The 19,866-nt window shown below is 67.7% G+C and carries 15 protein-coding genes; 7 read left to right on the top strand and 8 right to left on the bottom strand.

Features of this window, described 5'->3' with window-relative positions; translation table 11 throughout:
- Window positions 1–138: 138 nt before the first annotated feature.
- Window positions 139–2,430: an NADP-dependent malic enzyme gene (locus ABE472_RS09355; protein ID WP_121039652.1), complete on the top strand. Its 2,292-nt coding sequence runs from the start codon at window positions 139–141 to the stop codon at window positions 2,428–2,430.
- A gap of 636 nt (window positions 2,431–3,066) precedes the next feature.
- Here ABE472_RS09355 and ABE472_RS09350 read toward each other — a convergent pair.
- Together ABE472_RS09350 and ABE472_RS09345 are read right to left on the bottom strand one after the other, a co-directional pair.
- Window positions 3,067–3,765, bottom strand: coding sequence for a basic secretory protein-like protein (locus ABE472_RS09350; RefSeq protein ID WP_346466061.1), 699 nt, complete (start codon window positions 3,763–3,765; stop codon window positions 3,067–3,069).
- Window positions 3,762–7,112, bottom strand: coding sequence for a GH92 family glycosyl hydrolase (locus tag ABE472_RS09345; RefSeq protein ID WP_346466060.1), 3,351 nt, complete (start codon window positions 7,110–7,112; stop codon window positions 3,762–3,764). The genes ABE472_RS09350 and ABE472_RS09345 overlap by 4 nt, the downstream gene beginning before the upstream one ends.
- 386 nt (window positions 7,113–7,498) lie before the next feature.
- Here ABE472_RS09345 and ABE472_RS09340 point away from each other — a divergent pair, with 386 nt between their 5' ends.
- From ABE472_RS09340 to ABE472_RS09325, 4 genes are all read left to right on the top strand, one after another.
- Window positions 7,499–7,696, top strand: a complete 198-nt coding sequence (locus ABE472_RS09340; protein ID WP_019183790.1) for a zinc-finger domain-containing protein — start codon at window positions 7,499–7,501, stop codon at window positions 7,694–7,696.
- Between the two features lie 15 nt (window positions 7,697–7,711).
- Window positions 7,712–8,824, top strand: a complete 1,113-nt coding sequence (locus ABE472_RS09335; RefSeq protein WP_313209142.1) for a glycosyltransferase — start codon at window positions 7,712–7,714, stop codon at window positions 8,822–8,824.
- Between the two features lie 58 nt (window positions 8,825–8,882).
- Window positions 8,883–10,127, top strand: a complete 1,245-nt coding sequence (locus tag ABE472_RS09330; RefSeq protein ID WP_313219633.1) for an O-antigen ligase family protein — start codon at window positions 8,883–8,885, stop codon at window positions 10,125–10,127.
- Between the two features lie 71 nt (window positions 10,128–10,198).
- Window positions 10,199–10,690 (top strand): transposase, encoded by a 492-nt coding sequence (locus tag ABE472_RS09325; protein ID WP_346466059.1) that lies wholly within the window; start codon window positions 10,199–10,201, stop codon window positions 10,688–10,690.
- 59 nt (window positions 10,691–10,749) lie between these two features.
- On the opposite strand, the gene ABE472_RS09320 is transcribed toward ABE472_RS09325, so the two are convergent.
- Window positions 10,750–11,670 (bottom strand): LpxL/LpxP family Kdo(2)-lipid IV(A) lauroyl/palmitoleoyl acyltransferase, encoded by a 921-nt coding sequence (locus tag ABE472_RS09320; protein WP_313209145.1) that lies wholly within the window; start codon window positions 11,668–11,670, stop codon window positions 10,750–10,752.
- 95 nt (window positions 11,671–11,765) lie between these two features.
- On the opposite strand from ABE472_RS09320, the gene waaA reads away from it, so the two are divergent.
- Complete coding sequence (gene waaA / locus ABE472_RS09315) at window positions 11,766–13,064, top strand: lipid IV(A) 3-deoxy-D-manno-octulosonic acid transferase (RefSeq protein ID WP_346466058.1); 1,299 nt, start codon at window positions 11,766–11,768, stop codon at window positions 13,062–13,064.
- Window positions 13,065–13,113: 49 nt separating this feature from the next.
- On the opposite strand, the gene mgtE is transcribed toward waaA, so the two are convergent.
- The 5 genes from mgtE to ABE472_RS09290 all read right to left on the bottom strand — a co-directional run bounded on the left by mgtE (window position 13,114) and on the right by ABE472_RS09290 (window position 18,605).
- Window positions 13,114–14,496, bottom strand: a complete 1,383-nt coding sequence (mgtE, locus tag ABE472_RS09310; RefSeq protein ID WP_346466057.1) for a magnesium transporter — start codon at window positions 14,494–14,496, stop codon at window positions 13,114–13,116.
- A 156-nt stretch (window positions 14,497–14,652) separates the two neighbouring features.
- Window positions 14,653–15,321 carry a hypothetical protein gene (locus ABE472_RS09305; RefSeq protein WP_346466056.1) on the bottom strand — a complete coding sequence of 223 codons (669 nt, stop codon included), beginning with the start codon at window positions 15,319–15,321 and terminating at the stop codon, window positions 14,653–14,655.
- A 458-nt stretch (window positions 15,322–15,779) separates the two neighbouring features.
- Window positions 15,780–17,144 (bottom strand): TolC family outer membrane protein, encoded by a 1,365-nt coding sequence (locus tag ABE472_RS09300; protein WP_121039628.1) that lies wholly within the window; start codon window positions 17,142–17,144, stop codon window positions 15,780–15,782.
- Window positions 17,145–17,160: 16 nt separating this feature from the next.
- Entirely contained in the window at window positions 17,161–17,808 is a 648-nt protein-coding gene (locus ABE472_RS09295; RefSeq protein ID WP_313209149.1) for a protein-L-isoaspartate O-methyltransferase, read from the bottom strand.
- A gap of 131 nt (window positions 17,809–17,939) precedes the next feature.
- Window positions 17,940–18,605, bottom strand: a complete 666-nt coding sequence (locus ABE472_RS09290) for a TetR/AcrR family transcriptional regulator (RefSeq protein WP_346466055.1) — start codon at window positions 18,603–18,605, stop codon at window positions 17,940–17,942.
- A gap of 122 nt (window positions 18,606–18,727) precedes the next feature.
- Between ABE472_RS09290 and ABE472_RS09285 the strand changes: the two genes are divergently transcribed.
- Window positions 18,728–19,864: an efflux RND transporter periplasmic adaptor subunit gene (locus ABE472_RS09285; RefSeq protein WP_346466054.1), complete on the top strand. Its 1,137-nt coding sequence runs from the start codon at window positions 18,728–18,730 to the stop codon at window positions 19,862–19,864.
- Window positions 19,865–19,866: the final 2 nt, after the last annotated feature.

Genomic DNA, 19,866 nt, shown 5'->3' with positions numbered 1-19,866 from the left:
GTTTTATTTTGAAGGCCCGGTGCGCGGCGCTGGAATATGTGCGGTTGCAGCATGACCGCGACAGCGTAGCGACAGGTCCGTCCACGCCAACGGGGGTATGATCCCCTGTTCCTCTCGCCCATTCATCTGCAGAAAGCGATGTCCAACGAAGATTTCAAACAGGCAGCCCTCGACTATCACCGGCTCTCGCCGCCCGGCAAGATCAAGGTCACCGCGACCAAGCCGATGTTGACCCAGCGCGATCTGTCGTTGGCGTACTCCCCGGGCGTGGCACACGCCTGCGAGGCGATCATGGCCGACCCGCAGCAGGCCAGTGAACTGACCGCCCGCGGCAATCTTGTCGCCGTGATCTCCAATGGCACCGCCGTGCTGGGCCTGGGCAACATCGGCCCGCTGGCCGGCAAGCCGGTGATGGAAGGCAAGGGCGTGCTGTTCCAGAAGTTCGCCGGCATCGATGTGTTCGACATCGAGATCGATGAGAACGACCCGGACAAGCTGGTCGACATCATCGCCTCGCTGGAACCGACCTTCGGCGGCATCAACCTGGAAGACATCAAGGCGCCGGAGTGCTTCATCGTGGAGCGCAAGCTGCGCGAGCGCATGAACATCCCGGTGTTCCATGACGACCAGCACGGCACCGCGATCATCGTCGGCGCGGCCGTGCTCAACGCCATGCTCGTCACCGGCAAGAAGATCGAAGACGTGAAGCTGGCCACCACCGGCATGGGCGCAGCGGGTATCTCCTGCGTCAACATGCTGGTCTCGCTGGGCCTGAAGAAAGAGAACATCCTGGCCTTCGACCGCGACGGCGTGATCCACACCGGCCGCACCGATCTGGACCCGGAGAAGGCGCGTTACGCGCGTGATACCGACAAGCGCACGCTGGCCGAGATCGTCGATGGTGCGGACATCTTCCTGGGCCTGTCGGCCCCGGGCATCCTGACCGCGGACATGGTCAAGACCATGGCCAAGGATCCGGTGATCTTCGCCCTGGCCAACCCGACCCCGGAAATCATGCCGGAAGTGGCCCGTTCGGTCCGCCCGGACGCACTGATCGGTACCGGTCGTTCGGACTACCCGAACCAGATCAACAATGTGCTGTGCTTCCCGTACCTGTTCCGCGGTGCGCTGGACGTCGGTGCGACCGCGATCAACGAAGAAATGAAGATCGCCTGCGTGCACGCGATCGCCGCGATGGCACGCCGCGAGGCCAGCGACCTGGGCTCGGCCTATGGCGACGAGACCCCGAGCTTCGGCCGTGACTACCTGATTCCGCGTCCGTTCGATCGCCGCCTGCTGGTGGAGCTGTCGGCTGCCGTGGCGCAGGCCGCGATGGATTCCGGCGTAGCCACCCGTCCGGTCGCCGACATGGGCGCCTACCGCGAGAAGCTGGCCCAGTTCGTCTACCGCACCAGCCTGATGATGAAGCCGGTCTACGACCGCGCCCGCTCGGACAAGCAGCGCGTGGTGTACGCCGAAGGCGAGGAAGAAGTGGTGCTGCGCGCGGTGCAGAACGTGGTCGATGAAGGCCTGGCGCAGCCGATCCTGATCGGCCGCCCGGACGTGATCGAGGCCCGGGTCGAGCGCCTCGGCCTGCGCATGAAGGCCGGTGTCGATTTCGACATCACCAACATCAACGACGATCCGCGCTTCAACGAGTACTGGCAGTACTACCACAACCTCACCGGCCGTCGCGGTGTGACCGTGGCCGCCGCCAAGAACCTGATGCGCTCGCGCCCGACCCTGATCGCGGCGGTGATGGTGGCGCGTGGCGAAGCCGATGCGATGCTGACCGGCGTGGTCGGCCGCTTCCACAAGAAGCTTGGCTACGTGCGCAGCGTGCTGCCGCTGGAAGCCAAGGTGACCTCCACCTCGGCGATGACCGGCGTGATCAACCAGCAGGGCGTGTTCTTCTTCGTGGATACCCACGTGCAGGAAGACCCGACCGCCGAGCAGATCACCGAAGCGACGCTGCAGGCGGCGTATCGCATGAAGCTGTTCGGCATCGAACCGAAGGTGGCGCTGCTGTCGCACTCCAACTTCGGCAGCCACGACTCCAAGGACGCGCTGAAGATGCGGGCGGTCCGCGAGATGCTGCTCAAGCGCAACCCGCGCTTGAACGTGGATGGCGAAATGCAGGGCGATACCGCATGGGATGAAGCCCTGCGCCAGAAGCTGCTGCCCAACAGCACGCTCAAGGGCCGTGCCAACCTGTTCGTGCTGCCCAACCTGGAAGCGGCCAACATCGCCTACAACCTGGTGCGCGTGTTCACCGACGGCGTGGCGATCGGCCCGATCCTGATGGGCGTGGCCAAGCCGGTGCACATCCTCACCACCAGCGCGACCTCGCGCCGCGTGCTCAACATGACCGCCATCGCGGCCGTGGATGCGCAGATCCGCAAGCAGCTTGAGGCGGAGAAGAACGCCTAAGGCGTTCTTTCCACCTCAAGTTGCCAAAACGCGCCCTTCGGGGCGCGTTTTGGTTTCGCGCTGCGAAACGGGTAGCTGCCGACCGTGGGTCGGCAGGCCTCAGTGAAAGGAACCGACGCGACGGTCCCTTTTTGCCTTCGCCGTGCGGTCGCTGTGGCACGTGCATCTGCCACACACGCGCCGCACAGACGTCATGGCTCTGCAACCTCCCAAGCGCCCAATACCCCCACGCGGCCCGGCCGTGGTGGCGCTCCGGTGGGGGCGTCGCCACCCTGGGCCCGACCAGCTCCTCCACGATCAGCCACGGGAACAGTGTCATGCGCGATCCACGCACGAAGCGGTATTTCCAGCAGTTGTTCGCGTTGTACGCCGGCTTGGTCGGCGCGCGCTGACCCACGAAAGCCTACCGACCCACCGTCGTTACCTGCCATCGCCCCGTGGGCACCGATGGCCCTGTGGGCACCGTGGGCACCGATGGGCACCGATGGGACCGATGGGACCGATGGGACCGATGGGACCGATGGGACCGATGGGACCGATGGCACCGTGGGCACCGATGGCACCGGTAGTGCCGGCCGCTGGCCGGCTCCTCGCAGACGCCGATCAGGCCCGCGGAGCAATCAGCCCGCGGAGCAATCAGCGTGTCCGCACGTACTGCGCCCACAACCGCGGCAGCGATGTACCGCTGAGCGTTTCCCACAGCGCCGGCGTATAACGGCCCTCACGCAGGGCGCCATCCAGCGCCTTCACCAGCCCGGGGTGCTGCGCCTCGCTCCACGCCAGGAACGCACCGGTGACCCGGTAGCCGGTATCGAAGTTCTGCTCCGGTTTGACCTGCGTCGGCAATGCCCAGCCCGCCCCGGCGTTGTCCTTGCCGTAGCGGTTGCGCGCGTAATCGGCGATGCCTTCCACCAGCCAGCCCGGCACACGCGCATTGGCGTACTCCGGGTAGTCCTGCACGATGTGCATCGCCTCATGCGTGACCAGATCGATGTCACCCGGGTGCTTGGCCAGCCAGGCCGGATTGATCGTGATCGTCGCCGCCTGCGCCTTCTCGCCGACAAAGGCGATGCCGTCGTAAGCCGGGTCGATCACGATGCCGACCTGCGTCGGTGCGGCCGGATGGAAATCGGCGCGCTCGCGCAGATACGCGCCGAAGAAGGTCTCGATGATGCGCTCCCGGACCGGCGCGGCCAGCGCATCGCTGGCGTCGCGGTAGTGCAGGGTCACGTCCTCGCGGGTCTGCGTGGTCTCGAATGCGTGCGCATCGGCGAGCCCGGCGCTGACGAGCAGGGCGGTCAGCAGGCAGCGGGTGATCGGCAGGGCAGTGCTCATCGCGCCGCCGCCGGTGCGAGCAGTTCGACTTCCGCCAGTTGCAGGCGACCCGGTGCACCGATGCGCAGCCGGTACTCGGCGTAGCGGCCCGGCTGGGCGATGCGGAACGGTCGGGTCTGCATCGCCCAGGCGAAGGCTTCGCCGCGGCGCTGGTCGACCTGCACCCAGCGACCACCGGTGGTGCGCGCTTCCAGGGTCCATTCACCGCCGCGGATGGGGCCATTGCCGCTGGTCAGCGTGTACATCGACGGCGTGCCCGCGGCGACGTTGCTGAAGGTGATCATGCTCGAGCCGCCCAACGGCAGTGCCGTGGCCGCATCGTCATCGATCAGGGCCTCCGCCGCGCGGCCATCGCCGAGCTGGGCGGTGGCCCCACCGCCCAGCAGATCATGCAGCAGGGCCGGCTGCTGGCCGCGCGCGGTGAGCGAGCGCGGTGCATCATCCGGGCCGGTGCCCCAGCGCGAGGGTTCCGGGCCCATGACGAAGTCCAGCGTGGCGCCCTTGGCCAGCAACTCGTGCGGCAGCCAGGTCTTGGTCCACGGCGTGCCGTTGACCTTCAGCGACTGCACGTAGATGTTGCGTTCCGAGTTTTCCGGTGCGTTGACGGTCAGTACCGCGCCGCCCTGCAGCTCGACGCGGGCATGGCGGAACAGCGGCGAGCCGATCACGTACTCCGGTGCACCCATGCGCAGCGGGTAGATGCCCAGCGAGGCGAACAGATACCACGCCGAGGTCTCGCCGTTGTCCTCATCGCCCGGGTAGCCCTGGCCGATCTCGCTGCCCAGGTACAGGCGCGACAGGATTTCGCGCACATGCTGCTGGGTCTTCCACGGCTGCCCGGCATACAGGTACATCCACGGAATGTGGTGCGCCGGCTGGTTGCTGTGCGCGTACATGCCCATGCGCACATCGCGCGCTTCGGTCATTTCATGGATGGTGCCGCCGTAGGAGCCGGAGAACGCTGCGTCGGCGGTCTCCGGCGTGGCGAAGAACGTGTCCAGCTTGGCCGCCAGCTGCGCGCGCCCGCCGTACAGCGCCGCCAGGCCTTCGCCGTCGTGCGCGGCGGTGAAAGCGAACGTCCAGCCGTTGGATTCGGTGTAGTCATGGCCCCACACGCGCGGGTCATAGTCCTTGGCGTCCAGGCGCCAGCTACCATCTGGTTTGCGACCCTGGAAGAAGCCTGCGGCGGGATCGAACAACGTGGCGTAGGTGCCGGCACGGTGGCGGAAGTAGTCGGCCTCGGTGGCATAGCGTTCGCGCGCGGCCGGCGTATCGGCCTGCTTGGCCAGGACCTCGGCCATGTTGGCCACGCCGAAATCGTTGAGTGCGCCTTCCATCGTCCACGACATGCCCTCGTGCACATCGGCGGTGGCATAGCCACGGAACGTGGAACGGTCCATGCCCTTGCGCCCGACGTGTCGGTCCGGTGGCACCACGGTCGCGTTCTTCAGTGCGGCAGCGTAGGCCTCCTGCGGGTCGAAGCCACCGATGCCCTTCAGCCACGCATCGGCGAAGGCCACGTCCGAACTGGTGCCCACCATCAGGTCGGCGTAGCCGGGCGAGGACCAGCGCGCGACCCACCCACCGGCGCGGTACTGCTCCAGGAAACCCTGCACCAGCGCGCCGGCATCGTCCTTGGTGAACAGCGCATAGGCCGGCCAGGTGGTGCGGAAGGTATCCCAGAAGCCGTTGTTGACGTACACCTTGCCGTCGCGCACCGGCGCGAAGCTGCGCGTGGCGCTGCCATCGGTGTTCTCATCCGAGGCGCTGGCCTGGCTGGCATAACGCCAGTCCGGTGCCGCCGCGGTGCCGGCGTTTTCATGGCCGGAATTGGGGTAGAGGTAGAGGCGGTACAGGTTGGAGTACAAGGTGGTCTTCTGGTCGTCACTGGCATCGCCCACATCGAAGCGGGCCAGGCGCTGGTCCCACGCCTCCTGCGCACGCGCGGCCACGCGATCCACATCGTCGGCAGCAGCCACTTCCAGGGCGAGGTTATGACGGGCCTGCTCGACAGAGATCAACGAGGTGGCGATGCGCATGGAGACGCGACGGTCGGGACCCGCATCGAACTTGATGTAGCCGGTCGGGCGTCCGGTCTTCACCGTGCCGCTGCTGCGCCACGGGCGGTCGAAGCTGGCCACCACGTACATGCGGGTGGCGCCGGTGGACAGGCCGCTGCGCGTGTCGGTATAGCCGGAGAGTGTCTGCGTGGCGGCATCCAGCGTCAGCCCGCCGCGCGCGTCGACGTTGTCGAACAGCAGGTTGGCATCACCGCCTTCGGGGAACGCGAAGCGGAACACCGCGGCGTGGTCGGTCGGTGCGATCGAGGCGGCGATGCCGTTGTCGAAGCGCACGTCATAGCGGTACGGGCGGGCCTGCTCATTGTCGCGCGAGAAGCTCAGCGCACGCTTGCTGCGGTCGGCCTCGGGCACGCCACGGGTCGCCGACGGCATCACCTGGAAGGTCTGGCGGTCGCCCATCCACGGGCTGGGCTGGTGGCTCAGCGCCAGCGCCTGCAGGCGGGGCCGGTTGGCCGCATCGTTCTGCTCGTTCCAGCGATACAGCCAGGTCAGTGAGCCGGCGTCGGTCACCGGCGTCCAGAAATTGAAGCCGTGCGGCACGGCGGTGGCCGGGAAATTGTTGCCGCGCGAGAAGGTGCCATTGGCCTGCGTGCCGCGGGTGGTCAGCACCCAGTCGGAGGGACGCTGCGGCGTGCTGCGCGGTTGCGCGTCCAGGCGGACATCGTCGATCCAGCCGGCCACCGGTGCGCCGTCGGCGCTGGCCACCTCCAACTCGAGCGCGACCACGCGACGCCCGCGCAGGGCCGGGGTGTCGCCCAGGTGAACGGCTTTGCGCGCCCACTGCTGCGGGTACAGCGTCTTCGATTCGCCCTGCGCACGCGCACCCAGCGCCACGCCGTGGTGATCACGTGCGGTGCTGGCCGAGACGCGGCTACCGTCGTCGAGCACCAGATCGAGCGAGACGTAGGTCGAGGCGACGGTGTCCTTGCCGACGATCTCGGGCAGCACCAGCCAGGACAGGGTGGTATCGGCGTCGATGGCCAGGTCGGTCGTGAACAGCTGGCGGCGCGCGTGGCCGCCGGCGCTGGCGTACTGCAGCGCATGCAGGCCGCTGTAGCCGACGCCGGGTTTGGCGGCATAGGGCGCCACCGGCCCGGTGCCGATCCGCACCTGCAGCGCGCCGTCGCCGGCGGCCGGGGCGGGCTGACCCGGCTCGAACGAGGTCTGCAGGCCCTGCGCGGCAGCCGGCAGGGCGATCGAGGCGCAGGCCAGGGCCAGGGCGAGGGGAAGGGCGCGGCGGGCGGGGCGCAGGTCGGACAGGGTCATGCAAGGGTCTCCCGGGAAGGGCAGGCGGCAGGCAGGACCCGCATCGATGGCCACGGCGGACGGCGTCGCCCCAGCCGTCGGCAGACGGCAGGAAAGAGGCGATGCATGTCCGGTGGGGGCGGGCAGGCGATCGGGTCGATGATCGGTACCCGGACGATCCTGCATCACGACAACTGGCCCTGACAAGTGAAATTAGTTCGATCTAAATCCGGCAAATTCGTTTCAACGCCCATTATTGACAATGAATTTGGATCGATTTAAAAACACCGGTGGCCGCTAGGATGCCGTGATCGGCGCCGCGCCGTGCCCGGCGGGGTGCAGCGGCCTTCGGCGGCCGCCAGATGCTAGAATCGGCGGTCTCGCAACCCCCTTTGTGTGTCCACGCCATGAGCCATACCGCCACCGCGCCCGCCAATGCCGAGAAGCGTTACACCGTGCACCGCAGCGACCTGCCGCTGAGCTGCCCGACGCCGGAAATGGCGCTGTGGAACTCGCACCCGCGCGTGTACCTGCCGATCGAAGACGAGCCCAACTGCGAGGCCGCGTGCCCGTACTGCGGCGCCGTGTTCGTGCTCGCCGACTGATCCGCGGACCACACTGTGCGCCGACTGACCGTGGTGCAGCTGCTGCCGGCGCTGCACTCCGGCGGGGTCGAACGCTCCACCCTTGAGATCGCCTCCGCCCTGGTTGCCGCCGGCCACCGGGCCATCGTCGTGTCCGCCGGTGGGCGCCTGGTCGAGCCGTTGCTCGCCAGTGGCGCCGAACACCTGACCCTGGATATCGGCCGCAAATCGCTGCTGACGCTGCGCCATGTGCTGACCCTGCGCAACCTGTTCAACGAGGTGGGCGCGGACATCGTGCATGCGCGCTCGCGGCTGCCGGCCTGGCTGGGCCTGTACGCCGTGCGCAATCTGCCGGCGGCGACACGCCCACATTGGGTCACCACCGTGCACGGGCTCAACTCGCCTGGTCGCTACAGCGCGGTGATGACCAGCGGCGAGCGCGTGATCTGCGTGTCCAACAGCGTGCGTGAGTTCGTGCGCGCGCACTACCCCAGCGTGCCGGCCGAGCGCCTGCAGGTGATACCCCGTGGTGTCGATGTCGCGCAGTTCCCGCGCGTGGGCCGGCAGGATCGGCGTGCGCGCCTGGCCGTGGCCGAGCAGCACCCCGCGCTGGCCGGCGAGGCACCGTTGCTGTTGCTGCCTGGCCGTGGCACCCGCCTGAAAGGGCATCGCCACGCGCTGAGCCTGCTGGCAGGACTACATGCCGCCGGCGTGCCGGCCAAGCTGTGGATGCCGGGCACGCGCGAGCCGGGCCGCGAATCCTATGTCGCCGAACTGGACGCCCAGGCGCGCAGCCTGGGTGTGTTCGATGCCGTGCTGATGACCGCGCCGACCTCGCGCATCGCGCAGGCCTATGCGGCCAGTGATCTGGTGCTGCAGCTCTCGGACAAGGCCGAAGCGTTTGGCCGCACCGTGGTCGAAGCGCTGTCGGTGGGCCGCCCCGTGCTGGGCTGGAACCATGGCGGCGTCGGCGAGTTGTTGACTCAGCTGCAACCCTCCGGCGCGGTACCCTTGGGCGACGCCGATGCACTGCTGGCGCGCGCGCAGCAGTTGCTGCTGCAGCCGCCCTCACTGCCGACGCGGATCCCGTTTACCTTGCAGGCCATGCAGCGTGACACGCTCCAGCTCTATACCTCCCTCATCGGCTGAGCCCACCGTCCTTCCCGGTTCGCCGGGCTCCCGTGCGGGCCGCTGGGCGCCGTGGTGGGTGATTGCGTTTGTCGCGTTGTGGCCGCTGCCCGGCATCGCCGAGGGCGTGCTGGTGCTGGGCGCGCTGTACGCGGCGGTGCGCATGGTGCAGCTGCGCCTGCAGGGCAAGCAACGTCTGCTGAGCAGTCCTGCGTGGGCACTGACCAGCATCCTGTTCCTGGGTTACTGGCTGCCGCAGGCATTCTCCGCCTTCGATGCGATCGACCCCGGCACTGCGTGGCGCAAGGCGGCCGCCGGCCTGCGCTATCTGCCGTTCATGTGGCTGGTGGCGATCGCCGTGGCGACTCCGCAGCGGCGCGCGCTGACGCTGGGCGGGCTGGCGGTGATCACCGGGCTGTGGACGGTGGATGCGCTGGCACAGGCGATCGTCGGCAGCAGCCCGCTGTTCTGGTCAATGGATCAGCTCAAGTGGGCGGTCAGCGGCCATGGGTTATGTTCACCGCAGGAGATGGCGGCGGTGGATCGCCTCAGCGGCGTGCTCGGCCCGTGCAACCTCAAATTCGGCCAGGTGCTGGCCAGCCTCTCGCCGTTCCTGTTGTTCGCCGCCTCACGGCGTGCCGGCATTCTCGGCTGGTCACTGGTGGCCGCCGCAGTGGGAGTCGTGCTGGTCTTGGCCGGTTCGCGCGCGGCGTGGCTGACCTATGCCCTGGTGCTGGTGCTCTCCGGCTGGCGGCTGATCGGCGTGCGCGGGCTGCTGGCCTGCGTTGCGGTCGGCGCGGTGGCGGCGATCGTCCTCACCGTGAGCGTGCCCCAGGTCGGTGACCGGGTCGCGCGCACCGCCATGGCGTGGGAAGGTGAGAACGACGGCGTCAATCAGGCATTGTCCGGCCGCGCCCAGATATGGGCCGCAGCAACCTGCATGATCGAGGCGCATCCGATCAACGGCGTCGGTGCGCGTGGTTTCCGCGACGCTTACCCCGCGTGCAATCCGGACCCGGCCGCCCAGGAAGTGTGGGGCGCCGGCCCAGCACTGCACGCGCACCAGATCGTGCTCGAGATCCTCGCCGAAACCGGCCTCCTCGGCCTGCTGCTGTGGTTGGCGGCCGTGGCCCAGGCGTGGCGCGCGTGGCGTTTTGCACCCCCCGAGGCCCGCGAGCGCGCGCGCCCGGCGATGCTCGCGCTGGCGGTGACGGTGTTCCCGCTCAATACCCATCTGGCGTTCTACTCGACCTTCTGGGGCGGCCTCACGCTGCTGCTGGCCGCGCTGTATGCGGGCAGTCTGTTGGCACGCGACGACGGGTAGAGCCACGCCATGCGTGGCTGCTTGTGGCCCGGGCATGGGGACATACCGACGCACACGCGCGCCATCCACCGATGGGCTCCACGCCCCGGTCAACGCACCCTCGTGCGATGGCCAGCCCACGCCTCCAACGCGGCCGATACTCGCATCCAGGGTATTGCTACGCGCTCACCACCACCACGCACGACAGGCGCAAGTGGTTCGAGGATCCCCTCAATGCAGAAGTAATCATCGACACGCTGCGTTACATGGATCGTTGCGGGGTCAGTTGCACGTTAGCTTGGGTGGTAATGCCGGACCACGTGCATTGGTTGATCCAACTGCGGCAAGCCACCTTGGCTCGCTGCATGCTGCTGTTCAAATCACGCAGCAGCCGATTGTTGAATGAGCGTCTGCAGCGAACGGGAAAGCTCTGGCAGCACGGGTACTTCGACCACGCCGTGAGAAATGAGGAATCCTTGCGCCGTCAGGCGCTGTACATCCTCGCCAACCCGATACGTGCGGGATTGGCCAGTGCGCTGGGGGAGTACCCGCACGCGTGGTCGCGGTGGCCCATGGAAGCGTAGAGCCGCCTCATGGGTGGCTGCCCGCGGTCTGGCACCATGCAGCCACCCATGGGGTGGCTCTACCGGTAGTAATCGCTCCGCCCACCGGGCTGGCGCTTGAAGCGGCGGTGGATCCACAGGTACTGGTCCGGCGCCTCGCGCACCATCGCTTCGATGGCCTGGTTGACGCGGGCGGTATCGGCCTCGACATCCTCGCTGGGGAAATTCTCCAGCGGTGCGCCGATCTTCAGGAAATACTTCCCGCCTTCGCGACGGTGGAAATACGGGATCACCGCACAGCCGGTCATCCGGGCCAGCTGATGGGTGGCGGTGATGGTCGAGGCGGTGTGGCCGAAGAACGGCACGAACACCGTGTCCTTGCCGCGCATGTCCTGGTCCGGGGCATACCAGAGGAAGCCGCCCTTCTTCAGGTGCCGCACGGTGGCGCGGATATCCTCGTTGGCGTACATCGCCTTGGCGTAGCGCAGGCGGCCGAACTTCACTGCCCATTCGTAGACCGGGTTGCGGTGCTTGCGGTACATGCCGGACAGCTCCACGTGGTCGCACAACAGGCGGCCGCACATCTCCAGGGTCATGAAGTGGCCGGAGACCAGCAGCACGCCACGGCCCTGCGCCTGCATGCGGTGCAGGTGCTCCAGCCCTTCGATCTGCACCTGCGGGCGGATGCTGTCGATGCTGCCCCACCAGGCCCGGGCGAATTCAAAGATGCCCACGCCCAGCGCGTCGAAGCTGTCGCGCAGCAGGCGCTGGCGCCAGGCGTCGTCCTTCTCGGGGAAGCACAGCTTCAGGTTGACCTCGGCGGCACGCCGACGGCTGCTGGCCAGCCGGTAGGCGACCGTGCCGACGCCGCGGCCGAGCGCGCGCTGCAGCATCCAGGGCAGGCGGGCGATCGCGAAGGCGACCAGCATGAAAGCGAAGGTCGGCCAGTGGCGCGGATTGCGCAGGGACGGCCGGGTGGCGGTGGAAGCGTTATCGGACATGCCTCGATTCTAATGGATGCGCCCGGATGCGTCCCGGCGCGGCCATCACGGCGGCGCGGCGTGTCTTCCCCGCGCCGCTCCCGTATCCTTTGCGCATGCGTAAAAGCCCTGTCGAATGGATCCTGCGCGGCCTGTACTCGGCCGTGCTGTACCTGCTGTTGCCGATCACCGTGTACCACCTGGTCTGGCGGGGCTTCCGGGTGCGCGAGTACTTCCAGCGCTGGGATGAGCGCTATGCCTCCTATCCGCACTCCAGCGGCCAGCCGCGGGTCTGGCTGCACGCGGTCTCGGTGGGCGAGGTGAATGCCGCCGCGCCGCTGGTGAATGCCCTGCGCACGCTGCGCCCGGACATCCGCTGGGTGATCACCACCATCACCCCGACCGGCTCCGAACGGGTCCGCGCGCTATGGGGGGATGCGGTCGACCACGTGTACCTGCCCTACGACGTGCCGGGCAGCGTCGGCCGCTTCCTGGGTCACTTCAAGCCCAGCCTGGCGCTGATCCTGGAAACCGAGCTGTGGCCGAACCTGCTGTTCGGCTGCCGCGACCGCCGGATTCCGGTCTACATTCTCAATGCCCGACTGTCGGCGCGCTCGCTGCGTGGCTATCGGCTGCTGCGGCCGCTGATCGGCCGTGCACTGCGCACCGTCACCTGCGTGGCCGCACAGTCGGCCGATGATGCCGAGCGCTTCATCCAGCTCGGGGCGCGCCCGGACCAGGTGCAGCCGCTGGGCAATCTGAAATTCGACATCGCCACGCCGAACGTGCAGGACTTCATCGCGCGCTTCCATGATCTGGTGCCCGCCACGCGCCCGGTCTGGATCGCCGCCAGCACGCACGAGGGCGAAGAGCAGGCCACCCTCGATCTGCACCGCCGCCTGCGCGAGGCGATGCCGGGGCTGCTGCTGTTGTGGGCGCCGCGGCATCCCGAGCGGTTCCCGCGGGTGGAAGCGCTGGCCCGCGAGCAGGGCTGGAAGGTCGCGACACGCCGCCAGCAGCAGTGGCCGCAGGCCGATACGGATGTCTTCGTCATCGACACGCTCGGCGAGCTGATGTCGTTCTACGGCTGTGCGCAGGTGGCCTTCGTCGGCGGCAGCCTGCAGGCCATCGGCGGGCACAACCTGCTGGAGCCGGCGGCGATGGGCACGGCCGCCGTCACCGGCCCGCACCTGCACAACTTCGCCGAGATTTCCCGGCGCATGCGCGAAGCCGGTGCGGTGGTGATCGCCGAGGATGCCAACGGTGTCGGCGATGCACTGCTGACCCTGCTGCGCGATCCGCAGGCACGCGAAGACATGGCGCGCGCGGGGTGTGCGCTGGTGAGCAACGGCCGCGGTGCGCTCAAGCGCACCGTGGCCCTGATCGCCCCGCAGTTGCCGCCGCCGGTGGCGTGATCGAGACCGGCCTGGCCGCGATGCGCGGCGACCAGGCCTGCCGATCCCATCAGCCCGCGGAGACCAGCAGGTCACCCAGGAAGGCATACGCGAACCCGAAGTAGATGAACACGCCGATCAGGTCCATGACCGAGGTGATCAACGGGGCCGACAGCGTGGCCGGATCCGCCCCGATGCGGCGTGCGGCGAAGGGCAGCAGTGCGCCGATGATGCCGCCCAACGCGGTGCACACCAGCATGCTCGAGCCCACCACCATCAGCACGTCCATGCCCACGCCTTTGCTGAAGTAGGCCAGGATCGCTTCGAGTACGGCGATGGTGATGCCCAGCCCCGCCGCGACCGGCAGTTCGCGCTGGATCACGAACCACACATCGCGCCAGCTCAGTTTCAGTTCCCCCAGCGCCATGCTGCGGATCACCAGCGTGGCTGACTGGCTGCCGGTGTTGCCGCCCATGTCCACGATCGGGGCGATGAAGGCGGCCAGCACGATCACCTGCGACAGCAGCTCCTCCTGCGCGGCGACAAACGTGCTGGTGACGATGCCGAAGCAGGTCAGGATCGCCAGCCAGAACACACGCACCCGGAACATCTGCTTCAGCGGCGTGCTGCGCACATCAAGATCGTTCCCGTTTCCGCTGGCCGTGCCGCCAAAGCGGGCCAGCTGCGAGGCATCCTGTTCCTTCTCGATGTCCATCGCATCGTCCACGGTGACGATGCCGATCATGCGGTCCCCTCCATTGGTCACCGGCAGCGCGAGCAGATCGTAGCGACGGATCAGTTCGGCGGCCTGCAGCCTGGGCCAGTGCGCTTTTGCGGCGACCGGCTGCTCACGCATGATCGAGGCGACCGTGCGGTTCTCGTTGGCCAACACCAGATCACGCAGGGCCACCGTGCCGCGCAGCCGCAGCGTGTGGTCGAGCACGAACAGGATGTTCACCGTCTCGCTGTGCAGCGCAGTGGCGCGGATATGGGCCAGCGCCTGCGCAACGGTCATCTCCGGTGACACCCACACATAATCGGACGTCGTCGCCGAGCCGACCGTGCCTTCGGGATAGGACGCCATCTTGAGGATGTCGTCGCGCTCGACTTTGGTCAGTGCCGGCAGCAGTTTCTGCTTGGCATCATCGCCGAGCCGGTTGTACAGATCGGCGCGGTCATCCGAGGGCATGTGTTCGAACAGCTGCACCACCGCCTCGCGCGGCATCGCGGCCAGCAGCTGATCCTGGCGTATCTCGGTGAAGTGCGCGAACAGCTCGGCGCGTGCCTGCGGGTCGAGCATCATCAGCAAGGGGAGTGTCTTGTCCACGCTCAGCGCATCGAGCGCATCGACCAGGTCGGAGGGATGCGTGGTCGCGGCGATGCTGACAAAGCCGGCCGTGTCGAGGGAAAGCGAGAGGGTGCGGATCGAGAACAGGAGGTCTTCGCGGTTCATGGTGGTTCTCCAGCAAAAAGCAGCGCAGTGCGCTGAGGTACACAAGGCCGACGCGCGGGCAGGGCTCGAGCGGGGCAGGTATCGGTGGGTGCATGGGCCGTGTGCGGAGGTGCACGCGGTCCGGTCGGTCGGTGCCGTCAGTCGGCACGCAGGGCGTTACGGTGCAGAGGCCAGATTGAAGCCGAGCGTGATCCAGTGGCCATCGCGCTGGTGATGCACACGACCGGCCAGCAGATCCACGCTGGCGCCGCGCCAGAGTTCGTGGCGGACGCCGAATTGACTGCTGCGCTGGCGTGTGGTGTCACGCGCGGTTTCGGCCAGCAGCGACCAGTGTGGGGCGGTGACGATTTCCAGGCCGATGCCCTCGGTGCGGCCGCGTGCGCCGGCCGTGCGGGCCCAGCCCAGGTTGAGGTGCAGCAGCGTGCGATCGCTTGCGCCAAGGGCGAGGGTCAGGGGCGCGTTGATGCCCCAGTCATCGCCACGCAGGTGACGCCAGTCGCTGCCGACGCCCGCACTGAGCGCCAGGCCCCAACGGCGCTGGTCGATGTCGCGCAGCACGCGCTTGGCACCCAGCGCCCATTGCGTGGACGAAGCAGCATGTTGATGGCTCACGCCGAGCGACCACTCGGTATCGGCGAAGGTGCAGGCCGGCACGGCGGTCCACTCCGCCCCGGCATCGGTATGGCGGCCCCAGCTTTCCAGCTGGCAGCGACCGGCATCGGTGATTGAGGCGTCATCCACCATCAGGCTGGCGGCGGCGCGGGTGTCGAACGGAAGCATCGCCACGGCCACGAGCGGCAGGGCGAACACACGGGAAACGTGCATGGGCAATCTCCAGGCAAACGGAAACGCCAGCGGCACCCTTCTTGGGGTCGGTGGAACGGCGATACGGATGATGCGAGGCGGGCGAGCGTGTCAGCTGCGCCGGTGGGCCCCGTCCTGTGCGGACGGAACCGACCTTGGGGTCAGTGGGTCCGTCGGCTCAGGAGCAGCAACGAGATCGACTATGACTGTCCAAGGAGGGGGCCTCTGGAGGGAAAGGGAAGGTGGTGCGGGGCGGACCATAGTCGGCCCATGCCGAGGGGTCAAGCCATTTTCAACGACACGTACCGGACTGTGGACCGGTTCACGGTGGAGACTGTGCGCGGGTAGGCATTACGCGATGAAATCGCCACGGCAGTGATCGCGTGTGTGACGCGCGCGAGGTGTCGGAATCAACCCCGTGCACGCATAAAAAAACCACCCGCATGCGGGTGGTTTTTTGTCACGCGCTGCGCCGTCGATCAGTTGACGGTGGTGCTCGGCGTGGCCGCTTTCTGGGTCAGCAGGCGGTTGATGTCCTGCAGTTCGGCGATGTCCAGCGTGCCGACCGCCTGGCCCAGCTGCAGACGGTTCTGCAGGAAGGTGTAGCGGGCGTTGGCGTAGTCCAGCTGCGCGGAGAACAGGATGCGCTGGTTCTGGATCACATCCAGCACGGTACGCGTACCGACTTCCAGGCCGACCTGCGAGGCGTCATAGGCGCTCTGTGCCGACACGACGGCCAGGCGACGCGCTTCCACTTCGCTGATGCCGGCCACCAGGGTCTGGTAGGCATTGCGCGTGTTGCGATCCAGCGCGCGCTTCTGCTGCTCGTAGCCGTCCTGGGCGATATCACGCTGGGCCAGGGCCTGGCGCACGCCGGACTGGGTGGCGCCGCCGGAGAAGATCGGCACGTTCAAGGTCAGGCCGACGCTGTTGGTGCGGCGGTCCGGGCTGAAGCTGCTGCCGCCGTCGCCGACCACATCACCCCAGCTGGCCGACTTGCCCGCGGTGGCACCCAGCGACAGAGTCGGGTAGTGCGCGCCGCGGGCGGCCGAGACGCCGGATTCGGCAGCGTTGACCTTCAGTTCCTGCGCCTTCAGCGCCGGGTTCTGCGCAACGGCCTCGTTCACCAGCGTATCGATGGTGGCGTACTTGGCCGGCAGCTCCGGACGGAAATCGGCCGGCAGGGCGCGCAGGTCGGTGACCGGCTGGCCGGTCAGTTCGGTCAGCGCCTGGTATGCGTCGGCCAAGGTGTTCTGCGCGATGATCGTGTTGGCGCGCGCCTGGTCGTACTGGGCGCGGGCTTCGTGCACGTCGGTGATCGGCGCCAGGCCCACTTCCAGGCGCTTGTCGGCGAAGTCGAACTGCTTCTTGGCAGCGGCTTCGTTGGTCTGCGCGGCCGACAGCGATTCAATGCCCACCAGCACGTTGAAGTACGCCGCCGAGGTGCGCACGATCAGGTCGTCGTTGGCCGAATCCAGGGTGAAATCCGCTGCGCGGCTCAGTTCGCGCTGCGAACGCAGGTTGGCGAACTGGGTGAAGTTGAAGACGGTCTGGCTGCCGTTGATCGTGTAGTTCCGGCTCTTGGTGGTGAACGAGCTGGAGGTCAGATCATGGTTCGGGTTGGTGCGGCTGCGGTTGAGCGAGGCCTCGCCGTTGAGCTGCGGCAGCAGGGCGGCACGCGCCTGCACAGCGCCTTCCTTGTCGTACAGACGGGTCGACTCGGCAGCCGACAGCTGCGGATCGCCGTTGCGCGCCATTTCGTAGACCTGCAGCAGGTCGGCGGCAGAGGCGGTCATCGGCAGCAGGGCGGCGGCCAGCGCAAAGGCGAGGGATCGGCGGATCATTGCGGCTTCCTTGGACTCAGAGTTGGAACTGGGGTGCCGGGGCGGCACCGCGCAGGTAGTCGATATCGGTTTCGAACAGCGATTCAGTGGTGCCGTCCGCCTTGACCAGCACCGCTTCCATGACCGGCGACCGGCCACGGATCACGAACAGTCGACCGCCGGGACGGAGCCACTGGGCGAAACGTGACGGGATGACATCCACCGCGCCGGTGACGCAGATCGCATCGAAGCGGCGCTCGGTGTCCCAGGTCAGGGCGTCGGCGGTTTCGATGCGGACGTTGTTGCCCAGGCCGGCAGCGTCCAGACGCGCGCGCGCGGTGGTGGCCAGGTCGGCATCGATTTCCAGGCTCAGGACTTCGCGGGCCAGTTCGCCCATGCAGGCGCTCAGGTAGCCGCTGCCGGTGCCGATTTCCAGGACTTCATCGCCCGGCTGCAGATCCAGCGCCTGCAGCGTGCGGCCTTCGATGACCGGCTTCATCATCTTCTGGCCGTTGCCCAGCGGCAGCTCGATATCGGCGTAAGCCAGGGCCCGGTGCGATTCAGCGACGAACGCCTCCCGCGGCAAGCGTGCCAGTACATCGAGCACGCGGATTTCCAGCACATCCCAGGGGCGGATCTGCTGTTCAACCATCAGTTCGCGGGCGTGGGAGTAATCGATCGTCATGAGGTTCTATATCCAGCGCAGTGGGCCGGCCATTTTACCGGTGCCGGGAGCCGGCGGCGCGCTGAAAGCATCGCTGCCGTCGCGCCGGGGTCGCAGTGCCGGAAGTCACCGCGACCTCCGGTCCATTCAGTTTAGTGCCGCCGGGCATACGCCCGCAGGAAAAAGTCGACGCTGGCGCACACGTGGGCGTCGGCATCGCACTCGGCCGGGGCCGGCCGCAACCCGCACATCATATGCGTATGCAGCTCGCCCTTGATCAAGGTCAGGAACTGGAGGGCGGCGGTCTGGCAGTCGGTGATCTCCAGTTCGCCGCGGGCGGTGCGGGCGCGCAGGAAGTCAGCGAGCGCGTCGGTGGTCCGCTGCGGGCCGGCCAGCCAGAACATCTCGCGGATCCGGTCATCGGTATCCGGGGACATCATCACCCGCTGCACCGCGACGGCCGCATCGGAGGTGATCAGGCTGAAGAAGGCGTGGCCGATGCCCATCAGCTGGTCGCGCAGCGGGCCTTCGATGTCGGTGACGAACAGTTCGTCAGGCAGCATCTCGACGCACTTGGACTGCACAGCTTCGGTGAAAAGGGTCTCTTTATCGCCGAAATGGCTGTAAACGGTCAGCTTCGATACGCCAGCCTGGGCGGCGATGCTGTCCATGCTCACCCCGTTGTAGCCCTGGTCGACAAACAGCGATTTGGCGGCTTCCAGAATGGCCGCGCGCTTGCCCAGATCCTTCGGGCGCCCCGGCCCGGCGGCCTTGGCGGCCGGCTTGGAGGGCGATGTGGAGGAGGTCGGATCAGTCATCCAATCAATACTAGACCAATCGGTTCGATATTTATACTATACCGACTGGTTCAATATTGAAGTGGCTGGAACAGTGTGTCTCCAGCGGCTTTTCCCGGGTTACTTTTCAGGTCCAGGACCTCATGAAAAACATGCGATGGATGGGTGGTGGGTTGCTGGCGATCGCGCTGGCAGCATGTGGCAAGCAGGACGCCGAGCCGGTCGCGCCGATGCCGGTGCTGGTGGTCCACCCGGGCACCGTGACCGGCCAGGAAGTGGCTGCCTATCCCGGTGAGATCCGCGCCCGCGAGGAAAGCCCGCTGTCGTTCCGCGTCGGGGGCAACCTGATCAAGCGCCATGTCGATGCCGGCCAGCGCGTGCGCAAGGGCCAGCTGCTGGCCGAGCTGGACGCCGCCGACTACGCCTCCCAGGCCAGTGCCTCGCAGGCGCAGCTCGCGGCCGCCGAAGCCGATCTGATCCGCGCCCGCGATGACCAGAAGCGCTACGCCACGCTGGCCGAGCAGCAACTGGTCAGCCAGTCCGCACTCGACAGCCAGACCGCTGCCTTCAAGGCGGCGCAGGGCCAGGCCAATGCCGCCCGCGCCAATCTGGCCGTGGCCCGCAACCAGGCCGAGTACGCCCAGTTGCGTGCGCCCGCCGATGGCGTGATCGCCAGCCGCCAGGCCGAAGCCGGGCAGGTGGTCAGCGCCGGGCAGACCGTGTTCACCCTGGCCGCCGATGGCGGCCGCGAAGTCGTGATCGCCCTGCCGGAAAGCAACATCCGTGATTACCAGGTGGGCCAGCCGGTGCAGGTGGAACTGTGGAACCGCCCGGGCCAGCTGCTGGCCGGCACGATCCGTGAGATCGCCCCGGCCGCCGATGCCCAAGGGCGTACCTATGCCACCCGCGTCAGCCTCGCACCGGAAGCCTTGACCGAGGTCGAGCTGGGCCAGAGCGCGCGCGTGTTCGCCGCGGCCGGTCGCCAGGGCACGCTGCAGTTGCCGCTGGCGGCGGTGCAGCGCGGTGCCGATGGGCGCAGCAGCGTGTGGGTGGTCGATCCGGCCAAGCGCACGTTGAAAGCCACGCCGGTGACGGTCGGGGCGTATGGCGTCGACTCCGTTCCGGTGCTGAGCGGGGTGAGCGCGAACGACTGGGTGGTGGCTGCCGGCGGCCATCTGCTGCGCGAGGGCCAGCCGGTGACCGCGGTGGATCGTCAGAACCGCCCGGTGCAGGCACCGGCCGCCAAGCCTGCCGCGCCTGCTGTTGGCAAGGGGAACTGATC

The sequence above is a fragment of the Stenotrophomonas sp. TWI809 genome, assembly GCF_039673205.1.
Lineage (GTDB): Bacteria > Pseudomonadota > Gammaproteobacteria > Xanthomonadales > Xanthomonadaceae > Stenotrophomonas.
This window is presented reverse-complemented; position numbering and strand designations above follow the sequence as displayed.